Source organism: Geodermatophilus sp. DSM 45219 (assembly GCF_900104025.1).
Taxonomy (GTDB): Bacteria; Actinomycetota; Actinomycetes; order Mycobacteriales; family Geodermatophilaceae; genus Geodermatophilus.
Genome location: NZ_FNIQ01000002.1, coordinates 1 through 24,655 on the forward strand (window position 1 = coordinate 1; position 24,655 = coordinate 24,655).

At 77.5% G+C, this 24,655-nt stretch carries 23 protein-coding genes and 1 rRNA gene; 18 read left to right on the top strand and 6 right to left on the bottom strand.

The window, feature by feature from the left end; all coding sequences use genetic code 11:
- The 3 genes from rrf to BLR12_RS04965 form a co-directional block, all read left to right on the top strand.
- A 5S ribosomal RNA gene (gene rrf, locus BLR12_RS04950) occupies positions 1–85 on the top strand; the annotation flags it as partial.
- 1,162 nt (positions 86–1,247) lie between these two features.
- A complete protein-coding gene (locus BLR12_RS04960) occupies positions 1,248–2,159 on the top strand; it encodes a tetratricopeptide repeat protein (protein ID WP_143018703.1) in 912 nt (303 codons plus the stop codon).
- Between the two features lie 99 nt (positions 2,160–2,258).
- The gene (locus BLR12_RS04965) at positions 2,259–2,615 is read left to right on the top strand and encodes a single-stranded DNA-binding protein (protein ID WP_091374442.1); all 357 of its coding nucleotides are present in this window, start codon (positions 2,259–2,261) and stop codon (positions 2,613–2,615) included.
- A gap of 8 nt (positions 2,616–2,623) precedes the next feature.
- Here BLR12_RS04965 and BLR12_RS04970 read toward each other — a convergent pair whose 3' ends face one another.
- The gene (locus tag BLR12_RS04970; protein ID WP_255363306.1) at positions 2,624–3,898 is read right to left on the bottom strand and encodes a DUF1015 domain-containing protein; all 1,275 of its coding nucleotides are present in this window, start codon (positions 3,896–3,898) and stop codon (positions 2,624–2,626) included.
- Between the two features lie 108 nt (positions 3,899–4,006).
- On the opposite strand from BLR12_RS04970, the gene BLR12_RS04975 reads away from it, so the two are divergent.
- Together BLR12_RS04975 and BLR12_RS04980 are read left to right on the top strand one after the other, a co-directional pair.
- Positions 4,007–4,402: a tetratricopeptide repeat protein gene (locus BLR12_RS04975; RefSeq protein WP_091376411.1), complete on the top strand. Its 396-nt coding sequence runs from the start codon at positions 4,007–4,009 to the stop codon at positions 4,400–4,402.
- Complete coding sequence (locus tag BLR12_RS04980) at positions 4,399–5,472, top strand: HAD-IIA family hydrolase (protein WP_091374443.1); 1,074 nt, start codon at positions 4,399–4,401, stop codon at positions 5,470–5,472. The genes BLR12_RS04975 and BLR12_RS04980 overlap by 4 nt, the downstream gene beginning before the upstream one ends.
- 76 nt (positions 5,473–5,548) lie before the next feature.
- On the opposite strand, the gene BLR12_RS04985 is transcribed toward BLR12_RS04980, so the two are convergent.
- Complete coding sequence (locus BLR12_RS04985) at positions 5,549–5,866, bottom strand: SCP2 sterol-binding domain-containing protein (RefSeq protein ID WP_255363307.1); 318 nt, start codon at positions 5,864–5,866, stop codon at positions 5,549–5,551.
- A 212-nt stretch (positions 5,867–6,078) separates the two neighbouring features.
- Between BLR12_RS04985 and BLR12_RS04990 the strand changes: the two genes are divergently transcribed.
- The 5 genes from BLR12_RS04990 to BLR12_RS05010 all read left to right on the top strand — a co-directional run bounded on the left by BLR12_RS04990 (position 6,079) and on the right by BLR12_RS05010 (position 10,927).
- A complete protein-coding gene (locus BLR12_RS04990) occupies positions 6,079–6,309 on the top strand; it encodes a hypothetical protein (RefSeq protein WP_091374447.1) in 231 nt (76 codons plus the stop codon).
- Positions 6,309–7,106: a TlyA family RNA methyltransferase gene (locus BLR12_RS04995; RefSeq protein ID WP_091374448.1), complete on the top strand. Its 798-nt coding sequence runs from the start codon at positions 6,309–6,311 to the stop codon at positions 7,104–7,106. The genes BLR12_RS04990 and BLR12_RS04995 overlap by 1 nt, the downstream gene beginning before the upstream one ends.
- A gap of 160 nt (positions 7,107–7,266) precedes the next feature.
- Positions 7,267–8,301, top strand: coding sequence for an NAD kinase (locus tag BLR12_RS05000; RefSeq protein WP_091374449.1), 1,035 nt, complete (start codon positions 7,267–7,269; stop codon positions 8,299–8,301).
- The gene (recN, locus tag BLR12_RS05005; protein WP_255363308.1) at positions 8,276–10,090 is read left to right on the top strand and encodes a DNA repair protein RecN; all 1,815 of its coding nucleotides are present in this window, start codon (positions 8,276–8,278) and stop codon (positions 10,088–10,090) included. The genes BLR12_RS05000 and recN overlap by 26 nt, the downstream gene beginning before the upstream one ends.
- A gap of 174 nt (positions 10,091–10,264) precedes the next feature.
- A complete protein-coding gene (locus BLR12_RS05010) occupies positions 10,265–10,927 on the top strand; it encodes a class I SAM-dependent methyltransferase (protein ID WP_255363309.1) in 663 nt (220 codons plus the stop codon).
- A 9-nt stretch (positions 10,928–10,936) separates the two neighbouring features.
- Here BLR12_RS05010 and BLR12_RS05015 read toward each other — a convergent pair whose 3' ends face one another.
- Together BLR12_RS05015 and BLR12_RS05020 are read right to left on the bottom strand one after the other, a co-directional pair.
- Entirely contained in the window at positions 10,937–11,632 is a 696-nt protein-coding gene (locus BLR12_RS05015) for a hypothetical protein (RefSeq protein WP_143018704.1), read from the bottom strand.
- A 51-nt stretch (positions 11,633–11,683) separates the two neighbouring features.
- On the bottom strand, positions 11,684–12,535 hold the full coding sequence (locus BLR12_RS05020; RefSeq protein WP_091374455.1) for a TetR/AcrR family transcriptional regulator: 852 nt from the start codon (positions 12,533–12,535) through the stop codon (positions 11,684–11,686).
- Between the two features lie 165 nt (positions 12,536–12,700).
- Here BLR12_RS05020 and steA point away from each other — a divergent pair, with 165 nt between their 5' ends.
- From steA to BLR12_RS05060, 8 genes are all read left to right on the top strand, one after another.
- Entirely contained in the window at positions 12,701–13,888 is a 1,188-nt protein-coding gene (gene steA / locus BLR12_RS05025) for a putative cytokinetic ring protein SteA (protein ID WP_091374457.1), read from the top strand.
- Positions 13,885–14,838: a copper transporter gene (locus BLR12_RS05030; protein ID WP_091374458.1), complete on the top strand. Its 954-nt coding sequence runs from the start codon at positions 13,885–13,887 to the stop codon at positions 14,836–14,838. The genes steA and BLR12_RS05030 overlap by 4 nt, the downstream gene beginning before the upstream one ends.
- 32 nt (positions 14,839–14,870) lie before the next feature.
- Complete coding sequence (locus BLR12_RS05035) at positions 14,871–15,743, top strand: hypothetical protein (RefSeq protein WP_218120549.1); 873 nt, start codon at positions 14,871–14,873, stop codon at positions 15,741–15,743.
- Positions 15,740–17,365 (top strand): murein biosynthesis integral membrane protein MurJ, encoded by a 1,626-nt coding sequence (murJ, locus tag BLR12_RS05040; protein WP_091374461.1) that lies wholly within the window; start codon positions 15,740–15,742, stop codon positions 17,363–17,365. Before BLR12_RS05035 ends, murJ begins: the two co-directional genes overlap by 4 nt.
- A complete protein-coding gene (locus BLR12_RS05045) occupies positions 17,358–18,485 on the top strand; it encodes a glycosyltransferase family 4 protein (RefSeq protein ID WP_091374463.1) in 1,128 nt (375 codons plus the stop codon). Before murJ ends, BLR12_RS05045 begins: the two co-directional genes overlap by 8 nt.
- Positions 18,482–20,866: a hypothetical protein gene (locus BLR12_RS05050; protein ID WP_091374465.1), complete on the top strand. Its 2,385-nt coding sequence runs from the start codon at positions 18,482–18,484 to the stop codon at positions 20,864–20,866. Before BLR12_RS05045 ends, BLR12_RS05050 begins: the two co-directional genes overlap by 4 nt.
- A gap of 13 nt (positions 20,867–20,879) precedes the next feature.
- Positions 20,880–22,589: a CTP synthase gene (locus BLR12_RS05055; RefSeq protein ID WP_091374466.1), complete on the top strand. Its 1,710-nt coding sequence runs from the start codon at positions 20,880–20,882 to the stop codon at positions 22,587–22,589.
- Positions 22,590–22,665: 76 nt separating this feature from the next.
- Positions 22,666–23,265 (top strand): NUDIX domain-containing protein, encoded by a 600-nt coding sequence (locus BLR12_RS05060; RefSeq protein WP_091374468.1) that lies wholly within the window; start codon positions 22,666–22,668, stop codon positions 23,263–23,265.
- A 49-nt stretch (positions 23,266–23,314) separates the two neighbouring features.
- Here the strand turns inward: BLR12_RS05060 and BLR12_RS05065 are convergent, their stop codons facing one another.
- A complete protein-coding gene (locus tag BLR12_RS05065; protein WP_091374469.1) occupies positions 23,315–23,974 on the bottom strand; it encodes a hypothetical protein in 660 nt (219 codons plus the stop codon).
- Positions 23,975–24,023: 49 nt separating this feature from the next.
- Positions 24,024–24,644 (bottom strand): hypothetical protein, encoded by a 621-nt coding sequence (locus tag BLR12_RS05070; protein WP_091374471.1) that lies wholly within the window; start codon positions 24,642–24,644, stop codon positions 24,024–24,026.
- Positions 24,645–24,655: the final 11 nt, after the last annotated feature.

A 24,655-nucleotide genomic window follows, 5' to 3' on the forward strand; every position in this document is an offset into this window, starting at 1 on the left:
ACCCATTCCGAACCCGGAAGCTAAGCCTCTCAGCGCCGATGGTACTGCCCCGGAGACGGGGTGGGAGAGTAGGACGCCGCCGGACAACCATTCCAGAACGGGGGTCGGAGCCACGTGCTCTGACCCCCGTTTCTGTCATTTCTGCCCATCTCCTGCAGCACCGGGCGTGCGGCAGCACCCAGTCTCGAGGTACGCACACCCCCATGACTTCTCCGCGACGAAGTGCCGGCGGTTCCGGCGGACAAGGACCCCGCGGTGGCCGCACGGGCTCCGGTCAGGGCCGTCCGCAGGCCCGGGGTGGCGCGTCGCGCGGCGGCTCAGCCGGTCGGGGCGGTGAGGGCTCGTGGCAGGGGCGTGCCGAGGGCGGCCGCTCGTCCGACGGCCGGGGTTCGGGCTGGCAGGAGCGCCGTCCCGACCGTGAGCGACCGCAGCGACGTCCACAGGGTGGCAGTGCCGGCCGCACGGCAGGCGGGGAGTGGCAGGACCGGCGCCCGCAGCGTGAGGGCGGAGCCTCCGGTGGCGGTCCGCGTCGGGACTCGCAGGAGCGCCGTCCGCAGCGTGAGGGCGGAGCCTCCGGTGGGGGCCCGCGTCGGGACTGGCAGGAGCGCCGTCCGCAGCGTGACGGCGGGACTGCTGGCGGCGCACCGCGCCGCGAATGGCAGGACCGTCGTCCGCAGGGTGACCGTCCGGCGGGCGCCCGCGGGGAGTGGCGTGACCGACGTCCGCAGGGCGACTCGTCCCGTACCGAGCGCTCGGGGTGGCAGGAGCGCCGTCCGCAGCGTGAGGGCGGACCCTCCGGCGGGGGACCGCGCCGCGAGTGGCAGGACCGGCGCCCTCAGGCCGGCGCGCGCCCGGAGTGGCGGGACCGTCGTCCGCACGACGACGCCCCGCGGGCCGAGCGTCCGGCGCGGAGTGGGTGGCAGGAGCGCCCCCAGCGTGGCGACCGGGACCAGACCGATCGCGGCGGCTGGCGGGACCGGCCGTCCGCGGGTCGTCCCGGTGGCTCGGCTCCGGAGCGGCGCGAGGAGCGTCCTCACCGGACCGGTGCGCCGCGCGGTGACCGGCAGCCTCGGGAGGAGCGTCCGGGCCGACAGCGCGGCGACTGGCGGGACCGCCGTCCCTCCGACGACCGTCGCGGGCACCCGGAGCGGGAGCGGCGCCCGGCCCGCAGTGCGGACCGCACCCCGCCCGCACCGGCCGGCCCCGAGATCCCCGACTGGGCCGACCCCCGTGAGCTGGACCAGACGGTGCGTGCGGCACTGCGCGGGCTCGACCCTCGCAACGCCCAGCGTGTGGCGGGCCACCTGGTCGTCGCAGGCACCCTCCTCGACGACCAGCCCGAGGAGGCACTGGCGCACGCCCGGGCGGCCCGCGACCGGGCGTCGCGGATCGCCGTCGTGCGCGAGGCGGTCGGCGTCGCGGCCTACCACGCCGGGGACTACGCGGAGGCGGCCCGCGAGCTGCGCGCGTACCGCCGGATGAGCGGCGAGCCGGGGTACCGCGCGGTGCTGGCCGACTGCGAGCGCGCGCTGGGGCGCCCCGACGTCGCCCTGCGCCTGGTGCGCGAGGCGCTGACGGAGCGGCCGGACGCGGAGGAGGCCGTCGAGCTGCAGCTGGTCGAGGCCGGGGCCCGCCAGGACCTCGGCGAGCTCCCCGCGGCCCGCCTGGTGCTCGAGGGGGTCCTCGGTGGGCGGCCGCGGCCGGACGCCGTGGACCTCACCGACCCGACCGTGCTCCGGGTGGCCACCGCCTACGCCGACCTCCTCGCGGCGGCCGGCGACGACGAGGCCGCGGCGCTGTGGGACGCCGCGGTGGCCGCGCACACGCCCGAGGAGCCCGACGTCGAGTTCTCCGAGGAGGAGCTGCCGGTGGTGGCGGCCGAGGTTGGCGACGGGGTGGACACCCGGGCCGACGAGCCGTCGACCGAGCCCGTGGACGCCGAGCCCGGGAACGCCGAGCCCGTGGAGGCCGAGGCCGCGGACGCCGAGCCCGTGGAGGCCGAGGCCGCTGCTGAGGCCGACGCCGAGGCCGACGCCGAGGACGACGCCGCTTACGACTTCGCCGAGGACGTCGAGGCCGAGGTCGCCGAACTCCTCGGCGAGACCGACGCGGACGACGACGCGGACGACACCCCGCCCCGGGACGGCGCCGAGCACTGACCTCCGACCGCGGGGGTTCCGTCGTCCACACCGGCGTCGTCGGTCCACAGACTCCCGGCGGGCCTGGTCTGCCCGTGAGGGGACGGCGAGGCTGCGGTCATGAGCGTGGCTGTGATCGACCGGAACGACGTGGTGCTCCGCGGGAAGCTGTCCGCACCCGCCGAGCTGCGGACCCTGCCCAGCGGCGACACGCTGGTCAGCTTCCGCCTGACGGTGCGGCGGCCCGAGCCGCAGGTGCGGGGGCGCACCACCGACACGCTGCCCTGCATCACCTACGACCGGGCGCTGCAGAAGCGGATCGCCGCGTGGCAGGCCGGTGACGTCGTGGAGATCGAGGGCGCGCTGCAGCGCCGGTTCTGGCGCACACCGACCGGCACCACCTCGATGACGGAGGTCAACTGCCGGCGCGGGCGCAAGGTGCCGCGGTCCGCGGGGGCCGACGCCCGCAGCGCGTGACCGGACGGTCAGTCCGCGTGCGGCCGCAGCACCAGACCGGTGCGCGGCTTCGGGACGAACAGGGTCGACTTGCGCGGCATGCGGGCACCCGCCCGGGCGACGGCGGCGACGTCGGCCGGCGAAGCGGCTCGAAGCAGCACGGCCACCCCGTGGCGGGCCGGCGCTCCGTCGAGCGCCTCCTCGATGCTGTGGGCGATGTGGACGCCGTCGGGGTCGTCGGTGCGCCCCCACATCTGCTGCACCAGGCCGTGGTGGGCCAGCACGACGTCCAGCCCGCGCCAGGCCGCGGGGGCGTCGGCGGGCACCGCGTCGCAGACGTCGGACGAGGGGGTGTCCAGCCGGACCAGGCGCCGGCCGTCACTGACGACCATCCCCGCCTCGCCGGGGTCGGCGAGCCATCGCCGCACCGCCGGAGCCGGGCCGTCGTCGCCCACCGGCAGCTCGGTCGCGCGGAAGCCGGCCGACGCCGCGGCGAGTGCCTCGGTGAGGGGGAGGCCGGGCACCACGCGGTGGATGGGGTTCACCCGGAGTCCCCCCGGTCCCATGGAGGTGAGCAGCGCCAGGATCGTCGCCGCCCCGTGGGCGCGTGCCGCGGCGAAGCGGTGGTGCCCGTCGGCGATGACCGCGCCGGTGTCGGCGAGCGCGGCGGTGACCTGTTCGATCGTCGTGGGGTCGGGCACCCGCCAGAGGGAGTGCCGGACGCCGTCGGCGTCGGTCAGCTCCAGCGTCGGCGCGCCCTGCTGTGCCGCTGCGGTCAGGGCCGGGACGGCGGGGTGCGGGTCGTGCGCGAGGACGATGGGCTCGAGGTCGGTCGCGGTGGCCTCGAGCAGCGCCCGGCGGCCCTCCACGGCGACCGGGAAGGTGTCCTCGTGCGGCAGCACGGCGCGGGAGCCGTCCGGCGGCAGCCCCACCGCGGCGAGCCAGCCGACCGTCGCGGGCGCACCGTCGGCGGGGTGCATCGCGTAGACCCACAGGGCGGGCTCGCCGTCGCGCTCGAGCACCCCGGTGCGCTGCCACTCGTGCAGGGTCCGCGCTGCCTGCTCGACCGGCCGCGCCCCGTCGGGTCCCGACGCGACGACGGGCAGGATCAGGCGGACGATGTTGTGTGGGTCGGCCGCGGTCAGGCGTTCGCGGCCCTCCGGCGTCACCAGGTCGTAGGCTGGCGAGCTGACCCGGGCCAGGGCGTCCGGGTCCCGCCGCCGGTAGGTGAGGGCGCGGAAGGGCCGGACGTCGAGGCCCGTCGCAGTTGCCAGGAGCGGGGAGTCCGCGGACGACGAGGGCACGACGGAGATCGTAGGAGCGGTGCGCTCCGGTGGGTGACGAGCGTGGGCCGTGGGGGAGGGCCGGCGGCGTCGACCGCGGCCGGCGGCACCCGGAGCAAGGGAGCGGCGGTGTCCGACGCGGGGGTGCCCGACGGTGACGTCTACGACTGGTACCAGCGCGGCCTGCAGTTGCTGGCCAACCGTGACCCGGCGGCGGCCGCGACGATCCTCGCTCGCGCTGCGGAGGCCGAGCCGGGGTCGCGCAGCCTGCTCGAGGCGCTCGCGCGGGCCCAGTACGACGCCGGCCGCTACACCGAGGCGATGCGCACGTTCCGCGAGCTGACCGTCCGCAACCCGGCCGACGACTACGCGCAGTTCGGCCTGGGACTCGCGGCCAGCCGGGCCGGGGACCTGGACCTGGCCGCCGAGCACCTCGCCCTCGCGGTCGCGATGCGGCCGGACCTCGGGCACTACTCCCGGGCGCTGCGTGGCGTGCGCGCCCGCCGCGGCGGGGAGACGTCGTGAGCGCCGCGCCGGTCCCGCTCAGCGCGGGCTCGACCCAGCCGCCGTGCGCCGTCCACGACGTGGCACTGCTCGACCTCGACGGCGTGGTGTACGTCGGGCCGGATGCGGTGCCCGGCGTGCCCCGGGCGCTGGCGGCGGCCCGGACGGCGGGCATGCGGCTGGGCTTCGTGACCAACAACGCCGCGCGCACACCCGAGGAGGTCGCCGGGCACCTCACCGCGCTGGAGGTGCCGGCCACGGCCGAGGACGTGATCACCAGCTCGCAGGCGGCGGCCACGGTCGTCCTCCAGCGGTTCGGTGCCGGCGCGCGCGTCCTGCCCGTGGGCGGGCCGGGCGTGACCGCCGCCCTCCGCGCCGCGGGCCTGACCGTGGTCCACCGGGCGGAGGACCGGCCGCTGGCGGTCGTGCAGGGCTACGGCCGCGACGTCGGGTGGGTCGAGCTGGCCGAGGCCGTGGTGGCGGTCCGCGACGGGGCCGAGCACGTCGCCACCAACGCCGACGCCACCGTCCCCTCCCCGCGGGGGCCGCTGCCCGGGAACGGGGCGCTGGTGGGGGTGGTCAGCGCCGTGACCGGCCGCCGTCCGCTGGTGACCGGCAAGCCGGACCCGGCGATGCACGCCGAGTGCGTCCGCCGGACCGGGGCGCGCCGTCCCCTCGTCGTGGGGGACCGGCTCGACACCGACGTGGAGGGGAGCCGGCGGGCCGGCGCGGCGTCGCTGCTGGTCCTGACCGGCGTCACCGACGCGGCGGTCCTGCTCGCCGCCGGGCCCCAGCAGCGGCCGGACCTGCTGGCCCCCGACGCCGGTGGGCTGCTCACCCGGCACCCGCGCGTGGTCCCGGAGGGGGCGAGCTGGCGCTGCGGCAGCTGGACCGGTCGTTCCCGGGGAGAGGAGCTCCAGCTGGCCCAGGACCGGGCCGCCGCCACCGACCACGGCGACGGGCTGGACGGGCTGCGCGCGCTCTGCGTCGCGCACTGGGCCGGATCCCCGGGGGCGGCTGCCCCGGTCCGGGTGCTCGCCGCCGACGAGGCGGCCGCGGCCGCGCTGCGGGCATGGGGACTGCCGTCCTGAGGCGCCCGGGGAGCCGCGCGGCCCTCCTGCGGGTGCCCGCCGGGAGGTCGCGGGCGGTGGGGCGCAGGAGGGCTCCTCAGAGCAGCGTGCGCAGCCGGAGCATGTCGCGCAGGCCGGCTTCCAGCTTCACCCGCCCCGACGCCCAGGCCGGTCCGAAGGACAGCCGGCCCTCGGTCAGGCCGACGAGGTCGTCACTGGACATCGTGAAACGGATGTCGGCCTTGTCCAGCGACTGGCCGTCGGGCTCGGCCCGCAGATCGCGCACCGACCCGCGTGCCAGCCGGCCGCGGACGACCTGGCCGAGGTCGGTCAGCCGGCAGGACAGGCTCCGGTCCAGGCCCTGGGCCGCCGGCTTGGCCGCGAGGTCGCCGAGGATGCCCTCCAGGGCGGTCATGCACTGCTCCATCGTGGCCACGCGGGCACGCCTCCATCGGGTCGGGGGACCGGGCGGCCGAACGCTAGCGTCCGCCGGCGAGCCGTGCGCGTCGCCCCCGGCCGGTACCGTGGCGAGCCGGGGGAACAGCACCGGGCCACACCGCGGGCACCCGTCCCCGACGTCCCTCCGGCGCACCCCGCCGCCCTGCCCGACCACCCGAGAGGCGAGCGATGACCGAGCCGAACCCGCCGCGACCGGTCCCGGGCCCGCCCCGGCCCGGTCCGGGGGGCGGCCCGGTCCCGGGCCCGGCCGCGACGGGCACGCGCACCGCCGACGTCGGCAGCGAGCCGGCCGCGTCCTTCGCCGGCCTGGACCAGCGGCCGGTCGCCGAGCACGTCGCCGTCTTCGAGGCCGAGCACGCCCGGCTGCAGCGCGAGCTCGGCACGATCGACCAGCTCTGATGGTCCGCCGCAGCCGGCTCGACGCCGAGCTCGTGCGGCGGGGACTCGCCCGCTCGCGTGAGCACGCCGTCGCGCTGATCGCCGACGGGCGCGTCGCCGTCTCCGGGCGGGCCGCCACCAAGCCCGCCACCGGGGTCGACGCCAACACCCCGGTCGTCGTGCGCACCGACCCCGACCAGCCCAGCTGGGTGTCCCGCGGCGCGCACAAGCTGCTCGGTGCGCTGGAGGCCTTCCCGGTCGCGTTGGGGGGCCGGCGCGCCCTCGACGCCGGCGCGTCCACCGGGGGGTTCACCGAGGTGCTGCTCCGCCGCGGCGCGCGGGAGGTCGTGGCCGTCGACGTCGGCTACGGCGAGCTGGCCTGGTCGCTGCGCACCGACGAGCGGGTGACGGTGCTCGAGCGCACCAACGTCCGCAGCCTGACCCCCGAGCAGGTCGGCGGCCCGGTCGACCTGGTCGTCGCCGACCTGTCGTTCATCTCGCTGCGGCTGGTGCTGCCGGCGCTCGCCTCCTGCGCCACCGCCGAGGCCGACCTGCTGCCCATGGTCAAGCCGCAGTTCGAGGTCGGCCGCGAGCGGCTCGGTGCAGGCGGCGTGGTGCGCGACCCGGCACACCGGCAGGACGCCGTCCTGCAGGTCGCGCAGGCCGCCGCCGCGCTCGGTTGGGGGACGGCGGGCGTCGTCGCCAGCCCGCTGCCCGGGCCGGCCGGCAACGTCGAGTTCTTCCTGTGGCTGCGCCGTGACGCCGGCCCGCCGCGCGAGGACGACGTGCGCCGCGCCGTCGAGGACGGGCCGTCGTGAGCACCGCGGGTACCCAGGACCCACGACCCAGGCACCAGAGGCGCCGCCGGCACCCGCCGGCCGCCGTTCCCCGAGGAGGACCCGTGACCGAGCTCGCGAGGTCACGCAGGGACCCAGCACTGTCCGGCGCGCGACCGACGAGCGCCGGCGAGGAGGAAGCGTGACAGAGGTCAGTCCTGCCGTGTGGGCGCCGAGCGGAGGCCGGCACGTGCTGCTCGCCGTCCACACCGGCCGCCAGGACATCGTCGAGCTCGCCCGCAGCTCCGCCGCCCGGCTGGCCAAGGGCGGCATCACCGTGCGGCTGCTCGAGGACGAGGCCGTCGCGCTCGGCATCGAGGGCGCGCAGGTCGTGGCCGCCGACGCCGAGGCCGCCCGCGGCGCGGAGATCGTCATGGTCTTCGGCGGCGACGGCACCTTCCTGCGCGCCGCCGAGCTGGCGCGGTACAGCAACGCCGCGCTCATGGGCGTGAACCTGGGCCGGGTCGGCTTCCTCGCCGAGACCGAGCCCGAGGCGGTCGAGGAGACCCTCACCGCGATCGAGCGGTGCGAGTACTCGGTGGAGAAGCGGCTGGCGATCGAGGTGGACGTCCTCGACGCGAGCGGAGCCGTCGTCGGCGGCACCTGGGCGATGAACGAGGCGTCGGTGGAGAAGTCCGAGCGCTCCCGGGTGCTCGACGTCGTCGTGGCCATCGACGGCCGCCCGCTGACCAGCTTCGGCTGCGACGGGGTGCTGTTCGCCACCCCCACCGGGTCCACCGCCTACGCCTTCTCCGCCGGCGGACCGGTCGTGTGGCCCGACGTCGAGGCGATGCTCGTCGTCCCCTCCAACGCCCACGCCCTGTTCTCCCGCCCGCTGGTGACCTCGCCGGACTCGGTGCTCACCGTCGCCATCCCGGCCGACGGCAACCGGGCCCGCGTCTCCGCCGACGGCCGGCGCGCGCTGGAGGTGCCCGAGGGCGGGCGGGTCGACGTCCGCCGGGCCGCCCGGCCGGTGCGCATCGCCCGGGTGCACAAGGCGACCTTCGGCGACCGGCTGGTGGCCAAGTTCGGGCTGCCGGTGCGCGGCTTCCGGGACGCCCGCCGGCACGACCCGGGCCGGGAGATCGGCGCCGACCGCAACGTGCTCACCCGCGGCTACGTCGGCGGGTACCCGGGGGAGGAGGGCCGCGGTGCCGGCACGGACGACGACGCGTGAGGCCCGGCGGCCGGCCCGCCGCGCGCAACCGGTGGAGGAGCCGGCCCCCGCGCCGCTGGGCCGGCTGACCGAGCTGCGGATCCGCGGCCTGGGGGCCATCGACGACGTCACCCTCGACCTCGGTGACGGTCTCACCGTGGTCACCGGCGAGACCGGGGCCGGCAAGACGATGGTGGTGACCGGGCTGACCCTGCTCTTCGGCGGCCGCGCCGACCCGGGGCGGGTGCGCGCCAACGGGCGGGCCGGCGTGGAGGGCCGGCTGGTGCTGCCGCCGGACTCCCCGGTCTGGGAGCGGGCCACCGATGCCGGCGCGGAGCCGGACGACGACGGCACGCTGATCCTGGCCCGCACCGTGAGCGCCGAGGGCCGCTCGCGGGCGCACCTCGGCGGGCGCAGCGTCCCGGTCGGCGTCGTCGCCGAGCTGGCCGAGGGGCTGCTGGCGGTGCACGGGCAGAGCGACCAGCTGCGGCTGTCGCGCCCGGCGGAGCAGCGCCGGGCGCTGGACCGCTACGCCGGCACGGCGCACCTGCAGCTGCTGGACCGCTACCGCGAGGTGCACACCCGCTGGCGGCAGCTGGCCGCCGACCTGGAGCGCCGCCGCGGCCGGGCCCGGGAGCTGGCGCAGGCCGCCGACGTCCTCCGGCACGGGCTGGCGGAGATCGACGCGGTCGGCCCGCAGCCGGGTGAGGACGACGAGCTCGACACGCAGGCCCGCCGGCTCAGCGACGCCGACGCGCTCCGGGCCGCCGCCGACGAGGCCCGCACCGCCCTGGTCGGCGACGTCACCGGCGACCTGGGCGAGGACCTGCCGCAGGACGCCACGGCGGCGCTGGCCATCGCCGAGCGGGCGCTGGCCGCCTCCGACGACCCCACCCTGGTCATGCTCGCCCAGGACCTGAACGACGCGGTCGCGGTGGTCTCCGACGTCGCCGGCCAGCTGGCCAGCTACGTCGCCGACCTGGACGCCGACCCCGCCCGGCTGGCCGAGGTGCTGGACCGCCGGGCGGCGATCACCGCGCTGGTGCGCAAGTACGCCGACGTGGGCGAGGGCGTGGCCGGCGTCCTGGCGTGGGCCGAGGACGCCCGCCGCCGCCTGGACGAGCTGGACGTCTCCGACGAGGCGCTGGAGGCCCTGGAGGCCGCCCGTGACGCCGCCCGGTCCGAGGTCGACGAGCTGGGTGCGCAGGTGTCGGCCGGGCGGCGGGCGGCCGCCGAGGGGTTCGCCGCGGAGGTGGGCGCCGAGCTCGCCGGCCTGGCGATGAGGAGCGCGCGGGTCTCTTTCTCGATCGAGAGCGACCCGGCCGCGCCCGGCCCCGAGGGCGTCGACGAGGTGGCGCTGCTCATGGCCGCGCACCCCGGCGCCCCGCCGCGGCCGGTGCACAAGGGCGCCTCCGGCGGCGAGCTGTCCCGCGTGATGCTGGCCATCGAGGTCGTCTTCGCGGGAGCCGACCCGGTGCCGGTGATGGTCTTCGACGAGGTCGACGCCGGGGTCGGCGGGCAGGCCGCGGGGGAGATCGGCCGGCGGCTGGCGCGGCTGGCCCGCCGCCACCAGGTCGTCGTCGTCACCCACCTGGCGCAGGTGGCCGCGTTCGCCGACACGCACCTGGTCGTGGACAAGTCCCCGGACACCGGCGCGGGCGTGACCGCCACCGACATCCGGGCCGTCGACGGCGAGGACCGGGTGCGCGAACTGGCGCGGATGCTCTCCGGTCTGACCGACAGCGACACCGGTCAGGCCCACGCGCGCGAGCTGCTCGCCGTGGCGGCGACCGCGCGCACGGTGGAGTGAGTCCAGACCCGCAGGAGTGAGGGCCGGAGAGGAGGGGTAGGGCCGGGTCGTGCCCCATCGACGTCGCACCGCCGCTGACGCGCGGCCCCTCGTCCCCTCAGCCCCGACCGGCTCCGCCCGGTGAGCTGCTTCTCCTCCGCCGACGAGTCGGCGCACTACGGGTTCAGTGTCTGCATGCTGCTGCAGCAGTACCGCGAGCAGCTGGGCTGGGACGCCGACGGCGTGGCCGAGCTCGGTACCGGTGACGCCACGGCCATCGCCGACGTGGTGGCCGGGCTGCCCGGGCTGCGGGTGCGCAGCTTCGACATCAGCGCGCCGTCGGTCGAGCGGGCCCGGGAGAACATCGCCGCCCGCGGGGTCGCCGACCGCTACACCGTGGAGCTCGGCGACTTCTTCGACAGTGCGGACTCCGCGGCCGGCCCGCCGGTGTCCACGGTGATCGCCAACCCGCCCTACATCCCGGCGCCGGACCGCGACATCCTCATGCCCGAGCTGTGGGGCGGGGTCCACGGCAACGACCTGGTGCTGCAGCTGCTCAAGGCGGGCTACCGCAACGTGGTCACCGCGGTGCCGAGCTACGCCGACCCGGAGACGACCGTCCGCACCGCCGAGGACCTCGGCTACCGGGTCGTCAACTTCCTCGCCATGGGCCTGGACTACGGCGAGTACAGCAGCGAGCCCAAGGTGCGCGACCACGTCCGCCGGCTGTGCGCCGAGGGCCGCGGCTGGGCCGGGGAGGACGAGTACATGGTCGCCGTCGCGCTGTTCACCCAGGACCCGGACATCCCCGGGGACCGGGGCACCCAGCTCCTGCGCGCCCTCCAGCTCGGCACCTGACCCCGGCGGTCACCCCAGCGGCGCGCAGAGCGCGGCCGGGTCGTCCGCGCAGCCGCCGGACCAGACGGTGACCCGGTCCCACGGGCCCTCGGCGTTGCTGCCGGCCTCGTTGCGCAGGCCGGACACCCGCAGGACCAGGTCCGCGGCGGGCACCCCGGCGGGTGCGACGACGTAGGCGGTGACCGGGACGTCGACGCCGCTGGTCCAGAACCCGTCGACCGTCGGCGTCGTCGTGCCGTCCTGGCACCAACGGGTGTCAGGGGCGGAGGACTCGACGAAGACCGCCGCGTCCGGCGCCGGCTCGCCGCCGTCGGCCGAGGTCAGCGCGACGGTCGCGGCGAGCGCGGCCATCGCCGTGCCGGTCGTGTCCGCGAAGGCGACCTCGACGGCGGTCGTGCGCACCGAGCCGTCGTCGGCCAGCGCGCCGTCGGCGGCGAAGGACCCCGGCAGCGGCGGCAGTCCGTCCACGGGCGAGACCGCGACCCGCACCGTCCCGGTGGAGTCGAGTCCGTCGTGGCGGTCGGCGAGGGCGGCGGCCGCCACCTCGACCGGCTCGGGTGGCAGCCGGGGCAGCCCGGTGGGGACCGGGGTGGACGCCGCGGCCGGCGGATCCGGCTCGGCGAGGTCGGTCAGGAACGCGCAGCCCGACGTGGCCAGGACGACGGTCGCGGCCGAGGACAGGACGACCGGCCGCCGGGTGATCACGAGCGGGGACCCTGCCACGGTCGCGGGCCCATCGGCCCGCGACTCCGCCGGCTACCGCCGCTTGGCGTAGCCGGCGAGGCCGAACTGGAGCAGGGCCAGGCCGCGCTCGCCGCGGGTGCGCAGCTCGGCCGACAGCTCCGGGCCGGAGACGCCGGCGAGCACGCGGTCGCGGGCCAGCTCCAGCAGGGCCGCGTAGAGGCTGAGCACCGCGTGCGCGGCGAGCCAGGGCGCGAGCTCGCCGGGCTCCGACCGGGTCTCCTCGGCGATCAGCTCGGCCAGCGCGGTGGTCAGCTCGCCGAGGATCTCCCGCTCGCGGACCTGCAGCGTGCGGCTGCCGCGGATCACCTGCGCCATCTCGGCCACCCCGGCCGCGGCCTCCGGGGAGCCGAGACCGCTCATCGCCCGGACGACGAACGTGCCGGCCGCCGCGCTCACCGACTCACCGGCCGGGCGGGTGCGCACCGCCCCGAGCAGGGCCGCGCGCATGGGCGGGTCGGCCTCGAAGACCAGCCCCTCCTTGACCGGGAAGTGGTTGAACACCGTCTTCTCCACCACGCCGGCCCGCTGCGCGATCTCCACGACGCTCACCGCGTCGAAGCCGCGCTCGGCGAACAGCTCGGCGGCGGCCTCGATGATCGTGGCGCGGGTCTGCTGGCGGCGCCGCTCGCGCAGCCCGGGGCCGCGCAGGGCCCGCCGTCCGCGCCGGCCGCGTGCGGTGGCGTCCGGTTCGGCGGCCGCCGGCGGGACGGCGGGCGTGGTGGCGCCGGGCAGCGGGGGCGCCTCGTCCTCGGCGACCTCCGCCGGCTCCGGTGCGGGCACGTCGGGGACGGCGGCCCCGGGCGGCTCCGGCCGCACGTCGTCGTCCTCGTCGGTGCGGCCGACCGCGTGCGCCCCAGGAGTCACCTCGCCAACGCTAGCCAGGACGGCGGGGTGGTCCGGCGGGGCGGGTGGGGCAGGCGTGCCCGGCGTGTCGTGGTCTCCGTGGTGTCGGACACTCTCCGTGACTGGTATGTGGCGGAAGCGCGTCGTGGGGGAGTCGTCCGGCCCGCCCGTGGGAGAGTGCAGGCCATGCGCATCGGCTCCATCCGCCGTGGCCGGGCGCCGGAGGCGGCCCCCGGAGTGACCGGCACCGTGCGGCTGGACCGCCGCACGAAGAACCTCACCAAGCGGCTGCGCCCCGGGGACGTCGCGGTCATCGACCACGTCGACATCGACCGGGTGAGCGCGGACTCGCTGGTCGCCTGCCGGGTCGCCGCGGTCGTCAACGCCGCGCCCAGCACCTCCGGCCGCTACCCGAACCTCGGCCCCGAGATCCTGGTGAACGCCGGCATCCCGCTCGTCGACGGCGTGGGCAAGGAGGTGCTGTCGGCGGTCAAGGAGGGCACGCCGGTCCGGGTCGACGGCAACCAGCTGCTGCTGGCGGACGGCACCGTCGTCGCCGAGGGGACCGAGCAGACCACCGAGTCGGTCGCCGGGGCGATGGCCGAGGCGCGGGCGGGGCTCTCGGTGCAGTTGGAGGCCTTCGCCACCAACACGATGGAGTACATGAAGCGCGAGCGGGCGCTGTTGCTCGACGGCGTCGGTGTCCCCGACGTGGCCACCCAGATCGAGGGCCGGCACGTGCTGGTCGTCGTCCGCGGCTACGACTACAAGGAGGACCTGCAGGCGCTGCGGTCCTACATCCGGGACTACCGGCCGGTGCTCGTCGGCGTGGACGGCGGCGCGGACGCGCTGGTCGAGGCCGGTTACCGGCCGGACATGATCATCGGCGACATGGACTCGGTGAGCGACGACGTGCTGAAGAGCGGCGCCGAGGTCGTCGTGCACGCCTACCCCGACGGGCGCGCCCCGGGCCTGGCCCGGGTGCAGGACCTGGGGGTGGAGGCGATCACCTTCCCGGCCGCGGCCACCAGCGAGGACATCGCGATGCTGCTGGCCGACGAGAAGGGCGCCAAGCTGATCGTCGCCGTCGGCACCCACGCCACGCTCGTGGAGTTCCTCGACAAGGGCCGCGGCGGCATGGCCTCCACGTTCCTCACCCGGCTGCGGCTGGGCGGCAAGCTCGTCGACGCCAAGGGCGTGAGCCGGCTGTACCGCAGCCGCATCTCCACCCTGACGCTGGTCGTCCTGGTGCTCGCCGCCTTCGTGGCCATCGGCTCGGCGCTCGCCGTGTCCGCGGCCGGCCGCCTCTACCTCGACCTGCTGGCCGACCAATGGAACAGCTTCGTGTTCTGGCTGGAGAACCTCTTCTCGTGATCGACTTCCGCTACCACCTGGTCTCGCTGATCGCGGTCTTCCTCGCCGTCGCGCTGGGCATCGTCATCGGCACCACCGCGCTCAACGCGCCGATCCTCGAGGACCTCGAGGGCGAGGTGGCCGCGCTCGCCGAGGACAAGCGGGAGCTGGAGACCCGGACCCAGGAGCTGCAGGCCCAGCTGGACACCAGTGACGCCTTCGAGCAGGCCGTCGCTCCGTCCCTGGTCGCCGGCAGCCTCGCGGGGCGCAGCGTCGTGCTGGTCGCCACCGGCGAGGACGTCCCCGAGGAGACCGTCGAGGAGGTCACCACGCTCGTCGGCGAGGCCGGCGGCACGGTCACCGGCACCATCCGGCTGCAGCCGGGCTACAACGACCCGGCCACCGCCGCCGAGGTGCAGAGCTACGTCACCGGCCCGGGCCTGCCCACCGGCGTCACCCTGCCCGAGACCGACGACACCGGGCAGCTGGTCGGCGCGCTGCTGGCCCAGGTGCTGATGCGGCCGGCCACCCCCGGCGCCACCGCGCCGGACACCGCCGCGCTGTCCTCGGTGCTCGCCGGCCTGCGGGCCCTCGGCGTGCTGGACGTCGACTCCGACTCGGTCACCCCGGCCGACTTCGCGGTCGTGCTGACCGCCGGGGCCCCGACCGGGGACGACGCCGCGGACCGCACCGACACCCTGCTGGACCTGGCCCTCGCGCTGGACGCCGGCGGATCGGGCGCGGTCGTCGCCGGCGACCCCGCCTCGGCCGGCGAGGCGGGGCTGGTCGGCGCGATCCGCGCCGACCCGGAGCACTCCGCCGCGGTCTCCACCGTCGACAACGTCGACTCCGCGTCCGGCCGGATCAGCACCGTGCTCGCCCTCGGGCGGGAGGGCGAGGGCACGTCCGGCGCCTACGGCACGGGCGAGGACGCCCAGCCGGTGCCGCCGGTCCCCGCCGCCGCACCGTGACCCGCCGTCGCACGGGCGGCGGTGCGCGGCGGGTGCTGCTCGCCGCCGGCGGCGCGGCGCTCGCCCGCCTCGGCCTGGCCGGCGCGGCCGCGCTCGACGCCCGCCCGGCCGGCGCGCCCTGGCGGCGCACCAACTACGCCGGCCGCCCGGTCACCCTGCTCGGCGGCCCGGCCCTGGCGCTCGCCGCGACGGTGTCCGCGGTCGCCGGCGCACCGGCCGGCACCGGGGCGGCCGCCGCGCTGGTCGGCACGGTGTCCGGGGTGGTCGGCGGCTACGACGACCTCGCCGGTGCCCGTCCCGAGCAGGCCCGGGACAAGGGGCTGGCCGGCCACCTGCGCGCGCTGGGCGCGGGGCGGGTCTCGGCCGGCGCGGTCAAGGTCGCCGGCATCGGCGCCGCCGCCGCGGCCGCCGCGCTGCTGGTGGAGGCCCCCGCTGCCCCCCACGCCTCGCTCCGCTCGGCCCGGGGCGTTGCAGCGGGGCCGCTGCGCCGCCCCACCACGCTCGCCGACGCCGTCCTCACCACCGGGCTGGTCGCCGGCACCGCCAACCTGGTCAACCTGCTCGACCTGCGCCCCGGCCGGGCGGCCAAGGCCGCCGCGCTGGCCGCGGCCGCGGGCCTGGGCGGCCCGGCGGGCACCCTGGCCGCCGGGCCGCTGGGCGCGGCCCTCGCGGTGCTGCCGGCCGACCTCGGCGAACGGGTCATGCTGGGCGACGCCGGCGCCAACGCCGCCGGCGCGCTGCTCGGGCTGCGGCTGGCCGCGGTGCCCGGCCGCCCGGCGCGCGCCGGGGCGCTCGCGGTCGTCGTCGCGCTCACCCTCGCCAGCGAGCGGGTCAGCTTCACCCGGGTCATCGAGGCCACGCCCGTGCTGCGGGAGCTCGACCGGCTCGGCCGCCGGGGCACATGACCCGCGCGCAGGTCGTCCGGGGCGTCGCCGGGGCCGCCGCGCTGATCGCCGTCCTCACCGTGCTGGCCCGGCTGGCGGGGTTCGGCCGCACGCTGGTGTTCACCAACGCCGTCGGCGCCGGCAGCACGGGGGACACCTACCTGGCGGCCAACACCGTCCCGAACATCGTCTTCGAGGTCGTCGCCGGCGGCGCGCTGGCCGGCCTGGTGGTCCCCATGCTGGCCGGGGGCATCGCCACCGGCGACCGCGAGCAGGTGCGGCGGACCGCCTCGGCGCTGCTGGGCTGGACGCTGCTGGTGCTCACCCCGCTGGCCGTGCTGCTGGCGCTGTGCGCCGAGCCGGTGGCCCGGCTGCTGCTGGGCACCGGCGACCCGGCGCAGGTCGACCTGGCCGCCCGCTTCCTGGTCGTCTTCGCCCCGCAGGTGGTGCTCTACGGCATCGGCATCGTGCTCACCGGCGTGCTGCAGGCCCACCGCCGCTTCGCCGCCCCCGCGCTGGCGCCGCTGCTGTCCAGCGTCGTCGTCGCCGGGGCCTACCTGACCTTCGCCGTGATCGGCGGCAGCCGGTCGGCGGGGGACCTGTCGACCGCCGCCGAGCTGACCCTCTCGGTGGGGACGACGCTCGGCGTGGCCGCCCTGGCCTCCAGCCTGCTGCCGCCCGTGCGCCGGCTGCGGCTGGGACTGCGGCCGGCGCTGCGCTTCCCCGTGGGAGTGGCGCCGAGGGTGCGCCGGCTGGCGGTCGCCGGCGTCCTGACGCTGGCCGGGCAGCAGCTGGTCGCCGCCGTGGCGATCCGGCTGGCCAACGCCGGCGCACCCGACGGCACCCAGGTCGTCTACGTCGCCGGGCTGACCGTCTTCCTCGTGCCGTGGGCCGCGCTGGCGGTGCCGCTGGCCACCTCCGCCTACCCGGGGCTGGTCGAGCGGGCCGGGACCGGCGACGAGGCCGGCTTCCGCCGGGCGCTGGCCCCGGTGACCGTGCTGGTCGTCGTCCCCTCGACGGTGGGCGCGGCGGTGCTCGTCGCCTGCGCGGGCCCGATGGCGCGGGTGTTCCTCGCCGGCGAGCCCGCGGCCGTCGTCGCCGCGCTCCGGGACACCCTGGTCGCCTTCGCCCCCGGCCTGCCCGGGTACGGGCTGGTGGCGGTGCTGACCCGCGCGCTCTACGCCCGCGGGCTGTGGCGGTCGCCGACGGTCTGCGTGCTGGGCGGCTGGCTGGTCGCGGTGGCCGCCGACCTGGTCCTCGCCGCGGCGCTGCCCGCGGCCGACCGCGGGGCGGCGCTGGCCGCCGGGCACAGCACCGGGGTGACCGTGGCCGGCCTCGCGCTGCTGGTCGTGGTCGCCCGCGTCACGGGACCGGCAGGGCTGGCCGGGGTCGCGCGCACCGGGCTGCCCGCGCTGCTCGCCGCGGTGCTCGGTGGAGCCGCCGGGCTGGCCGTCGCCGGTGCGCTGGGGGTCGACCCGGTGCCGCAGGGGCCGCTGCCCGCGACCGTCGGGGCCGGGGTCCTCGCCGCGGCGTCCGCACTGGTGGTGGCCGCGGCGGTCATGATGGGGACGGCACGCGGTCCGCTCCGGGCGGCCGTGCGCGGACTGAGACGAGGCGAGACCCAGGAGGTGCACGGTGGCTGAGCGGCTCCCGCTGCAGGGCCGCCGGGTGGCCGAGGTCCTGGCCACCAGCACCGGCGGGGTGGGCACGCACGTGCGCGCCGTGCTGCCGGCGCTCGCCGCGGCCGGCGCCGACGTCCGGGTGTGCGGCCCGGCGGCCACCGAGGCGCTGTTCGGGTTCACCGCCGCCGGTGCCGCCTTCACCCCCGTCGGCATCTCCGCCGGCCTCGCGCCCGCCGCCGACGCCCGTGCCGTCGCCGCGCTGCGCCGGGCCACCGCCGACGCCGACCTGGTGCACGCGCACGGCCTGCGGGCCGGCCTGGTCGCCGCTGCGGCCCGCCGGCTGGGCGACCGCAGCCGGCCGCTGGTGCTCACGCTGCACAACGCCCTGCCCGAGGGCGGGGGCCCGCTGCGCCGCGTGCTCCGGCTCGCCGAGCGGGCCACGGTCCGCGGCACCGACGTCGTCCTCGCCGCGTCCGGCGACCTCGCCGAGAACGCCTGGCGGCAGGGCGCCCGCGACGTGCGCGTCGCCCCCGTGTCCGCCCCGCCGCTGCCGCCGCCGTCCCGGACGGCCGCCGACGTGCGCGCCGAGCTGGGCCTGGCCGACGGGCGGCCGCTGGTCGTCGCCGTCGGGCGGCTGCACCCGCAGAAGGGCTACGACGCCCTGCTCGACGCCGCGGCCCGCTGGGCCGCCGAGCCGCGACCACCGCTGGTCGCCGTCGCCGGCGACGGGCCGCTGCAGGACCGGCTCGCCGCCCGGATCGCCGCCGAGCGGCTGCCGGTCGTGCTGCTCGGCCGGCGCACCGACGTCGCCGACCTGCTCGCCGCCGCCGACCTCGCCGTGCTGCCGTCGGTCTGGGAGGCCCGCTCGCTGACCGCTCAGGAGGCGCTGCGCGCCGGCACCCCGCTGGTCGCCACCCGCACGGGCGGCCTGCCCGGGCTGCTGGGCGATGCGGCCGAGCTGGTGCCCGTGGGCGACGCCGCCGCGCTCGCCGACGCGGTCACCGGGCTGCTCGCCGACCCGGCCCGCGCGGAGGCGCTGGCCGCGGCCGGCACCGCGCAGGCGGCCACCTGGCCCGACGAGGCCGCCACGGCCCGCCAGCTGGTCGCCCTCTACCGCGAGCTGCTCGGCGCACCCCGATGACCCGGCTCGCGGCCCTGCTGCTCACCGTCCTGGCCGTCCTGCTGACCAGCGCATCCCCCGCGGGTGCCGCGACGGACGAGGGGACGGCGCGGGCCGACCGCGTGGTCGTCGTCGGCGTCCCGGGCCTGGTGTGGGACGACGTCGACCCGGCGGCCACGCCCCACCTCTGGGCGCTCGCCGAGGGGGCGCCGATCGGCGCGGTGTCGGTGCGGGCGGCGCGCTCGACCAGCTGCGTGCTCGACGGCTGGGCGACCCTCGGGGCGGGCAACCGCGCCCGCTTCCCGGCGCCGGACGAGTCGATCCCGCCGGTGCCGCTGCCCACCGTGCCGCTGCCGGGTGGGGCACCGGTCGACCCGGACACACCCCCGGCGGACGACGCCGCGCCGCAGGAGCCCACCCCGCCGGTGCCCCCCACCAGCCCCGCGCTGTCGCACTGCGGCCTGCAGGAGCGGCTGGCCCAGGCCGGGCTGGCCGACCCGCGGACCGCGGTCGCCGCCGTGGCGGCCGACCCCGCGACCGCCCGCTTCGGTGCCGATCCGGCGGCGCTCGGCGAGGCGGTCGGCTGCGCCACCGTCGTCGGCCGGGCGCCGGCGCTGGCCGCCGCCGCCCCCGGCGTGACGATCGGCCAGCGCGAGCAGCTGCCGGCCGATCCCGGGGAGCTGCTGACCGGCTGCCCGCTGGTGCTGGTCGGCCTCGGCGACCTCGTCGACGCCGGCGAGCCGGACCTGGAGACCAGCGACACCGGCACCGAGCCGCTGCCACGGGCCGCCGCGCTGGCCGGCATCGACGCCGCCCTGGGCCGGCTGGTGGACGCCGCGGCGGCCGCGCCGGGGGAGACGCTGCTGCTGGTGCAGGGCATCTCGGAGGTCAACGACGGCCGGGCGCAGCTGCACGTCGGCATCGCCTCGGGCCCGGGCTTCACCGAGCCGCGCTGGCTGACCTCGGCCAGCACGGGGCGGGCGCCGTTCGTGCAGCTCATCGACGTCGCCCCGACCGTCCTCGCCGCCCTGGGGCTGGAGCGCCCGGCGTCGATGAACGGCCAGCCGCTGCGGTCCGACGGCGAGCGGCCGCCGCTGGCGGAGGCGGTGTCGGTGCTCGAGCGGGCCAACACCGCCGCCTCGGTGCACTACCGGAGCACCAGCGCCTTCTTCTGGGGGCTGGTGCTGCTGGACGCCGCCGTGGTCGGCCTGGGGCTGCTGGTGGCCGGTGGACGGCGCCGCGACCGGGTCCGGCCCCGCAGCGCGCTGCGCCCGGTCGCCCTCGGCGCCGCCGCGGTCCCGGTGGCCGGCTACCTCGCCGGGCTGCTGCCCTGGGAGCGGGCGGGGGCGCCGCGCCTCGCGCTGGCCGCGAGCGTGCTGCTGGCCGCGCTGGTGGTGACCGCCGTCGCCGCGCTGGGGCCGTGGCGGCGCCGCCGGCTCGGCCCACCGCTCGCCGTCCTGGCCGTCACGCTGGGCACCCTGGTCGGCGACGTGCTCACCGGCTCGCACCTGGAGCTCAACAGCCTGCTCGGCTACGACGCGATCGTGGCCGGGCGGTTCACCGGCTACGGCAACCTCAGCTTCGGCCTGCTGTCGGTGAGCGCGCTGCTGCTCACCGCCGCCGCGGCCACCGCTGCGGGACGCCGCGCGCCGGCCGGGCGCGGCCGGCTGGTCACCGCCGCCGTCGTGCTCGGCGCGGGCGCGCTCACGGTGCTCGTCGTCGGGACGCCGGCGCTCGGCCGCGACTTCGGCGGCGTGCTCGCCGCGCTGCCGGGCTTCCTGCTGCTGGCGATGCTGCTCACCGGCACCCGGGTCACCTGGACCCGGATGGCCGGGGTGCTGGCGCTGGCGGTGGCCGCGGTCGGCGCGCTGGCCCTCGTCGACTGGCTGCGGCCGGCGAGCGAGCGCAGCCACCTGGGCCGGTTCGTCGAGCAGCTGCTCACCGGCGAGGCGTGGACGGTGGTCAGCCGCAAGGCCCAGGCCAACCTCGACATCCTGCTGGGCAGCCCGCTGGCCTGGCTGCTGCCGGTCGCGCTGGTCGCCGCGGTGTGGCTGGTCCGCCCGGCCGGGGGCGGGCGGCTGGGGAGCCGGCTGCCCGCGCCGCTGCGCGGGCCGGGGCTGCTGCGCGGGCGCGCCGACCTGCTGGCGCCCGGAGAGCGCGCGGCGCTGCGGGCCGGGCTGCTCGCCACCGCGCTCAGCCTGGCCCTCGGGGCGGCCGCCAACGACTCCGGGGTGGCCCTGCCGGCGACCGCGGCGTCCCTGCTCGTGCCGCTGCTGGTGTGGCTGGGCGCCGGCCCGCGCAGCGGCGCGGAGGTGTCCGACGGCACCCCGCCGGACCGGGCGGCCGACGGCGGCACCCGTGTTACGGTCGTCTCCCGTGGATCGACCGCATGGCACGCGTGACTATGACCACGGGATGAGGGGTCTCCTCCACAACTCCCAGCCGACGAAGTTCGTCTTCGTCACCGGCGGAGTCGTCTCCTCCCTCGGCAAGGGCCTGACGGCCAGCTCCCTCGGGGCCCTGCTCTCCAGCCGTGGCCTGCGGGTCACGATGCAGAAGCTGGACCCCTACCTCAACGTCGACCCCGGCACGATGAACCCGTTCCAGCACGGCGAGGTCTTCGTCACCGAGGACGGCGCCGAGACCGACCTGGACATCGGGCACTACGAGCGGTTCCTCGACACCGACCTCACGGGCCGGTCGAACGTGACCACCGGCCAGGTGTACTCCGAGGTCATCGCCAAGGAGCGGCGCGGGGAGTACCTCGGTGACACCGTGCAGGTGATCCCGCACATCACCAACGAGATCAAGTCGCGGATCATGGCCGCGGCGGGGTCGGGTGGGGGATCGGATCGCGTGGACGTCGTCATCACCGAGGTGGGCGGCACCGTCGGCGACATCGAGTCGCTGCCCTTCCTCGAGGCCGCCCGCCAGGTGCGCCACGAGATCGGCCGGGACAACTGCTTCTTCCTGCACATCTCGCTGGTGCCCTACATCGCCCCGTCGGGTGAGCTGAAGACCAAGCCGACGCAGCACTCGGTCGCGGCGCTGCGCAACATCGGCATCCAGCCCGACGCGCTGGTCTGCCGCTCGGACCGGGAGATCGGCACCGGCCTCAAGCGCAAGATCAGCCTGATGTGCGACGTCGAAGCCGAGGGCGTCATCTCCTGCCCCGACGCGCCCTCGATCTACGACATCCCCAAGGTGCTGCACCGCGAGGGCCTGGACGCCTACGTCGTCCGCCGGCTGGGCCTGCCGTTCCGGGACGTCGACTGGACGGTGTGGGGCGATCTGCTCGACCGGGTCCACGCGCCCAGGCAGACGGTGACGATCGCGCTGGTCGGCAAGTACATCGACCTGCCCGACGCCTACCTGTCGGTCACCGAGGCGCTGCGCGCGGGCGGCTTCGCGCACAAGAGCCGGGTGCAGATCCGCTGGGTGCCGTCGGACGACTGCCAGACCCCGGAGGGCGCCGAGCGGGCGCTGGCCGGCGCCGACGGCGTGTGCATCCCGGGCGGGTTCGGCGTGCGCGGCATCGACGGCAAGCTCGGCGCGATCCGGCACGCCCGCGTCAACGGCGTCCCGCTGCTGGGCCTGTGCCTGGGCCTGCAGTGCATGGTCATCGAGGCCGCGCGCAACCTGGCCGGGCTGCCCGAGGCCAACTCGGCGGAGTTCGACCCCGAGACCCCCGACGCGGTCATCGCCACGATGGCCAGCCAGGTCGACGTCGTCGCCGGGCGCGGGGACATGGGCGGCACCATGCGGCTGGGCAGCTACCCGGCGTCCCTGCAGAAGGGCTCGGTCGTCGCGCAGGCCTACGGCTCCACGGAGATCACCGAGCGGCACCGGCACCGGTACGAGGTGGCCAACGCCTACCGCGACCGCATCGGTGAGGCCGGCCTGGTGTTCTCCGGCACCTCCCCGGACGGGCTGCTGGTGGAGTTCGCCGAGCTGCCCCGCGAGGTGCACCCCTTCTTCGTCGGCACCCAGGCCCACCCGGAGCTCAAGAGCCGCCCGACCCGGCCGCACCCGCTGTTCGCGGCGTTCGTGCAGGCGGCGATCGACTTCTCCGAATCAGCGCGGCTGCCGGTGCCGATGGACGAGGCCGAGAAGGTGGCGATCTAGTGACCGGGCTCGCGAGGGCACAGGGCGGCAGAGCGCGGCCCGCCGCCAGGACGACGAGCGCCGGCGAGGAGGACTGATGGTGGAGCCGGCGCGGCCGGGCGAGTACGAGGTCCTCGCCAGCGAGACCGTGCACGAGGGCCGGATCATCACGCTGGTCAAGGAGACCGTCGCCATGCCCGGCGGCGGGGACAGCGTGCGGGAGATGATCCGGCACATCGGCGCGGTCTGCGTCGCCGCGGTGGACGACGAGGGGCGGATCGTGATGATCCGCCAGTACCGCCACCCGGTCCGCGGCTACCTGTGGGAGCTGCCCGCCGGCCTGCGCGACGCCGACGGGGAGGCCCCGCTGGCCACCGCGAAGCGCGAGCTCGCCGAGGAGGCGGGCCTGGCCGCCGAGCGCTGGGCGCTGCTGGCGAACAACCTGAGCACGCCGGGCTTCTGCACCGAGCAGATCCTCGTCTACCTCGCCGAGGGGCTGTCGGCGGTGGACCTGCCGGAGGGCTTCGTCGTCGAGCACGAGGAGCTGGACATGACCGTCGAGCGGGTCCCGCTCGACGAGGCGGTGCAGCGGGTGCTCGCCGGGGGGATCCGCAACTCCTCGGCGGTCATCGGGGTGCTGGCCGCGGCGCAGGCCCGCGCCACCGGCGCGCAGCTGCGCCCCGCCGACTCCGAGTAGCGCCTACCGAGGTGCCTTTCGCGCGCGGAAGGCACCTCGGTCGGCGTGCTCAGCCGATGACGACGGCGTCCGAGGTGCCCACCTGCACCCAGCGCAGGACGCCGAAGGTGTCGGGCACCTCCTCCTCCAGCCAGAACACGTAGGGGACGCCGGAGGTCAGCCCGGCGAAGGCGACGGTGACCGGCACGCAGTCCTCGGGCTGGGCGGCGATCTGCACCGGCGGGTCGGGCTGCAGGCCGCTCACCAGCCGCTGGCTGACCGCCTGCACCCGGTAGCGCTGCACGTCGGCGTCGCCGTCGGCCTGCCAGCTGACCGTGGCCGACGCGACGCCGGGGACCACACCGGGCAGGATCCGCCGCGGGTTGCCGTAGCCGCCGCACTCCGACGGCGGCGGGTCGGTGTCCGGCATGACGCCGTAGGGCACCCCGGGCCGCACCGCGACCTCGATCGGCCGGGGCCGGGGGATGTCCACGGTGTCCACCGGCGGCACGGCGGCCGGCGCGGCGGGCGGGACGGCGACGACGCGCACCGGGTCGGGCAGCGCGGCCGCGGGCGCCGGGACGGCGGGCAGCGCCGTCGGGGTGGCCGTCACCGTCGCGGCCACCTCGGTGACCGGTCCGCTGAACGCGATCAGCCCGACCGCCGCCACCGCGGCGACGGTGCCGCCGTGCCCGCGCGGCCGTCGCTGCCGTCGTCCCCGCCCTGCCACGCAGTACCTCCCGGTGTCCCACCCGTCATCGGCAGTCCCACCGGTCTCCTCAACCCCAACGGCGCACGTCGTCCCCGGTCGTGGGCAGGCCGAGGCGGGCGAGCTCCACGGACGCGAGCGCGCGGGTCGCCGCAGGGTCGCCCGAGCGCCACGCGTCGGCGGTCCCCGGCGGGAGTGCGGCGAGCCGGGACAGCGGGGCGGTGGCCAGCGCCCGCGCCGCCAGGACGTCGGGGTCGGCCGCGGCCAGCCGCCGCGCCGCGACGGCCGCCCGCGCCCAGCCCAGCCGCCACGGCAGCCAGCGCAGCAGTGCCCAGCCCACCGGCAGCACCACCAGGACGACGGCGAGCACGGTGGCCAGGGTGCCGACGGCGTCCTGGGCGGCCTGCCCCGCCCCGCCCACCGAGCCGGCCGCCGAGCCGAGCGCCTCGAACGGCCCGGCCAGGTCGTCGCCGACGACCGGTACGTCCTCGGCGGCCTCCGCGGCCGAGGACATGCTGCCGGCGACCGACGCGCCGAGGTCCTCCACGGCGCGGCCGGGCTCGGCGAGGGCGAGCACCGCCCCGTGCACCGTCCGGGCCACCACCACCCAGAGCACCAGCCAGGCCACCATCCCCAGGTCGGCGGCCAGCTGGCGCCCCCGCAGCGCGGGGGACGGGGCGTAGAGGGGCATCGGGTTCCTCC

Bases quoted from the DNA above. Each gene is read 5' to 3' on its own strand.
- BLR12_RS04995 (WP_091374448.1), top strand. From the start codon at position 6,309: ATGGTCCGCCGCAGCCGGCTCGACGCCGAGCTCGTGCGGCGGGGACTC.
- BLR12_RS05070 (WP_091374471.1), bottom strand. From the start codon at position 24,644: ATGCCCCTCTACGCCCCGTCCCCCGCGCTGCGGGGGCGCCAGCTGGCC.
- steA (WP_091374457.1), top strand. From the start codon at position 12,701: ATGCGCATCGGCTCCATCCGCCGTGGCCGGGCGCCGGAGGCGGCCCCC.
- BLR12_RS05010 (WP_255363309.1), top strand. From the start codon at position 10,265: ATGCTGCTGCAGCAGTACCGCGAGCAGCTGGGCTGGGACGCCGACGGC.
- BLR12_RS04990 (WP_091374447.1), top strand. From the start codon at position 6,079: ATGACCGAGCCGAACCCGCCGCGACCGGTCCCGGGCCCGCCCCGGCCC.
- BLR12_RS05060 (WP_091374468.1), top strand. From the start codon at position 22,666: ATGGTGGAGCCGGCGCGGCCGGGCGAGTACGAGGTCCTCGCCAGCGAG.
- BLR12_RS05050 (WP_091374465.1), top strand. From the start codon at position 18,482: ATGACCCGGCTCGCGGCCCTGCTGCTCACCGTCCTGGCCGTCCTGCTG.
- BLR12_RS04965 (WP_091374442.1), top strand. From the start codon at position 2,259: ATGAGCGTGGCTGTGATCGACCGGAACGACGTGGTGCTCCGCGGGAAG.
- BLR12_RS05055 (WP_091374466.1), top strand. From the start codon at position 20,880: ATGAGGGGTCTCCTCCACAACTCCCAGCCGACGAAGTTCGTCTTCGTC.
- murJ (WP_091374461.1), top strand. From the start codon at position 15,740: ATGACCCGCGCGCAGGTCGTCCGGGGCGTCGCCGGGGCCGCCGCGCTG.
- BLR12_RS04985 (WP_255363307.1), bottom strand. From the start codon at position 5,866: ATGACCGCCCTGGAGGGCATCCTCGGCGACCTCGCGGCCAAGCCGGCG.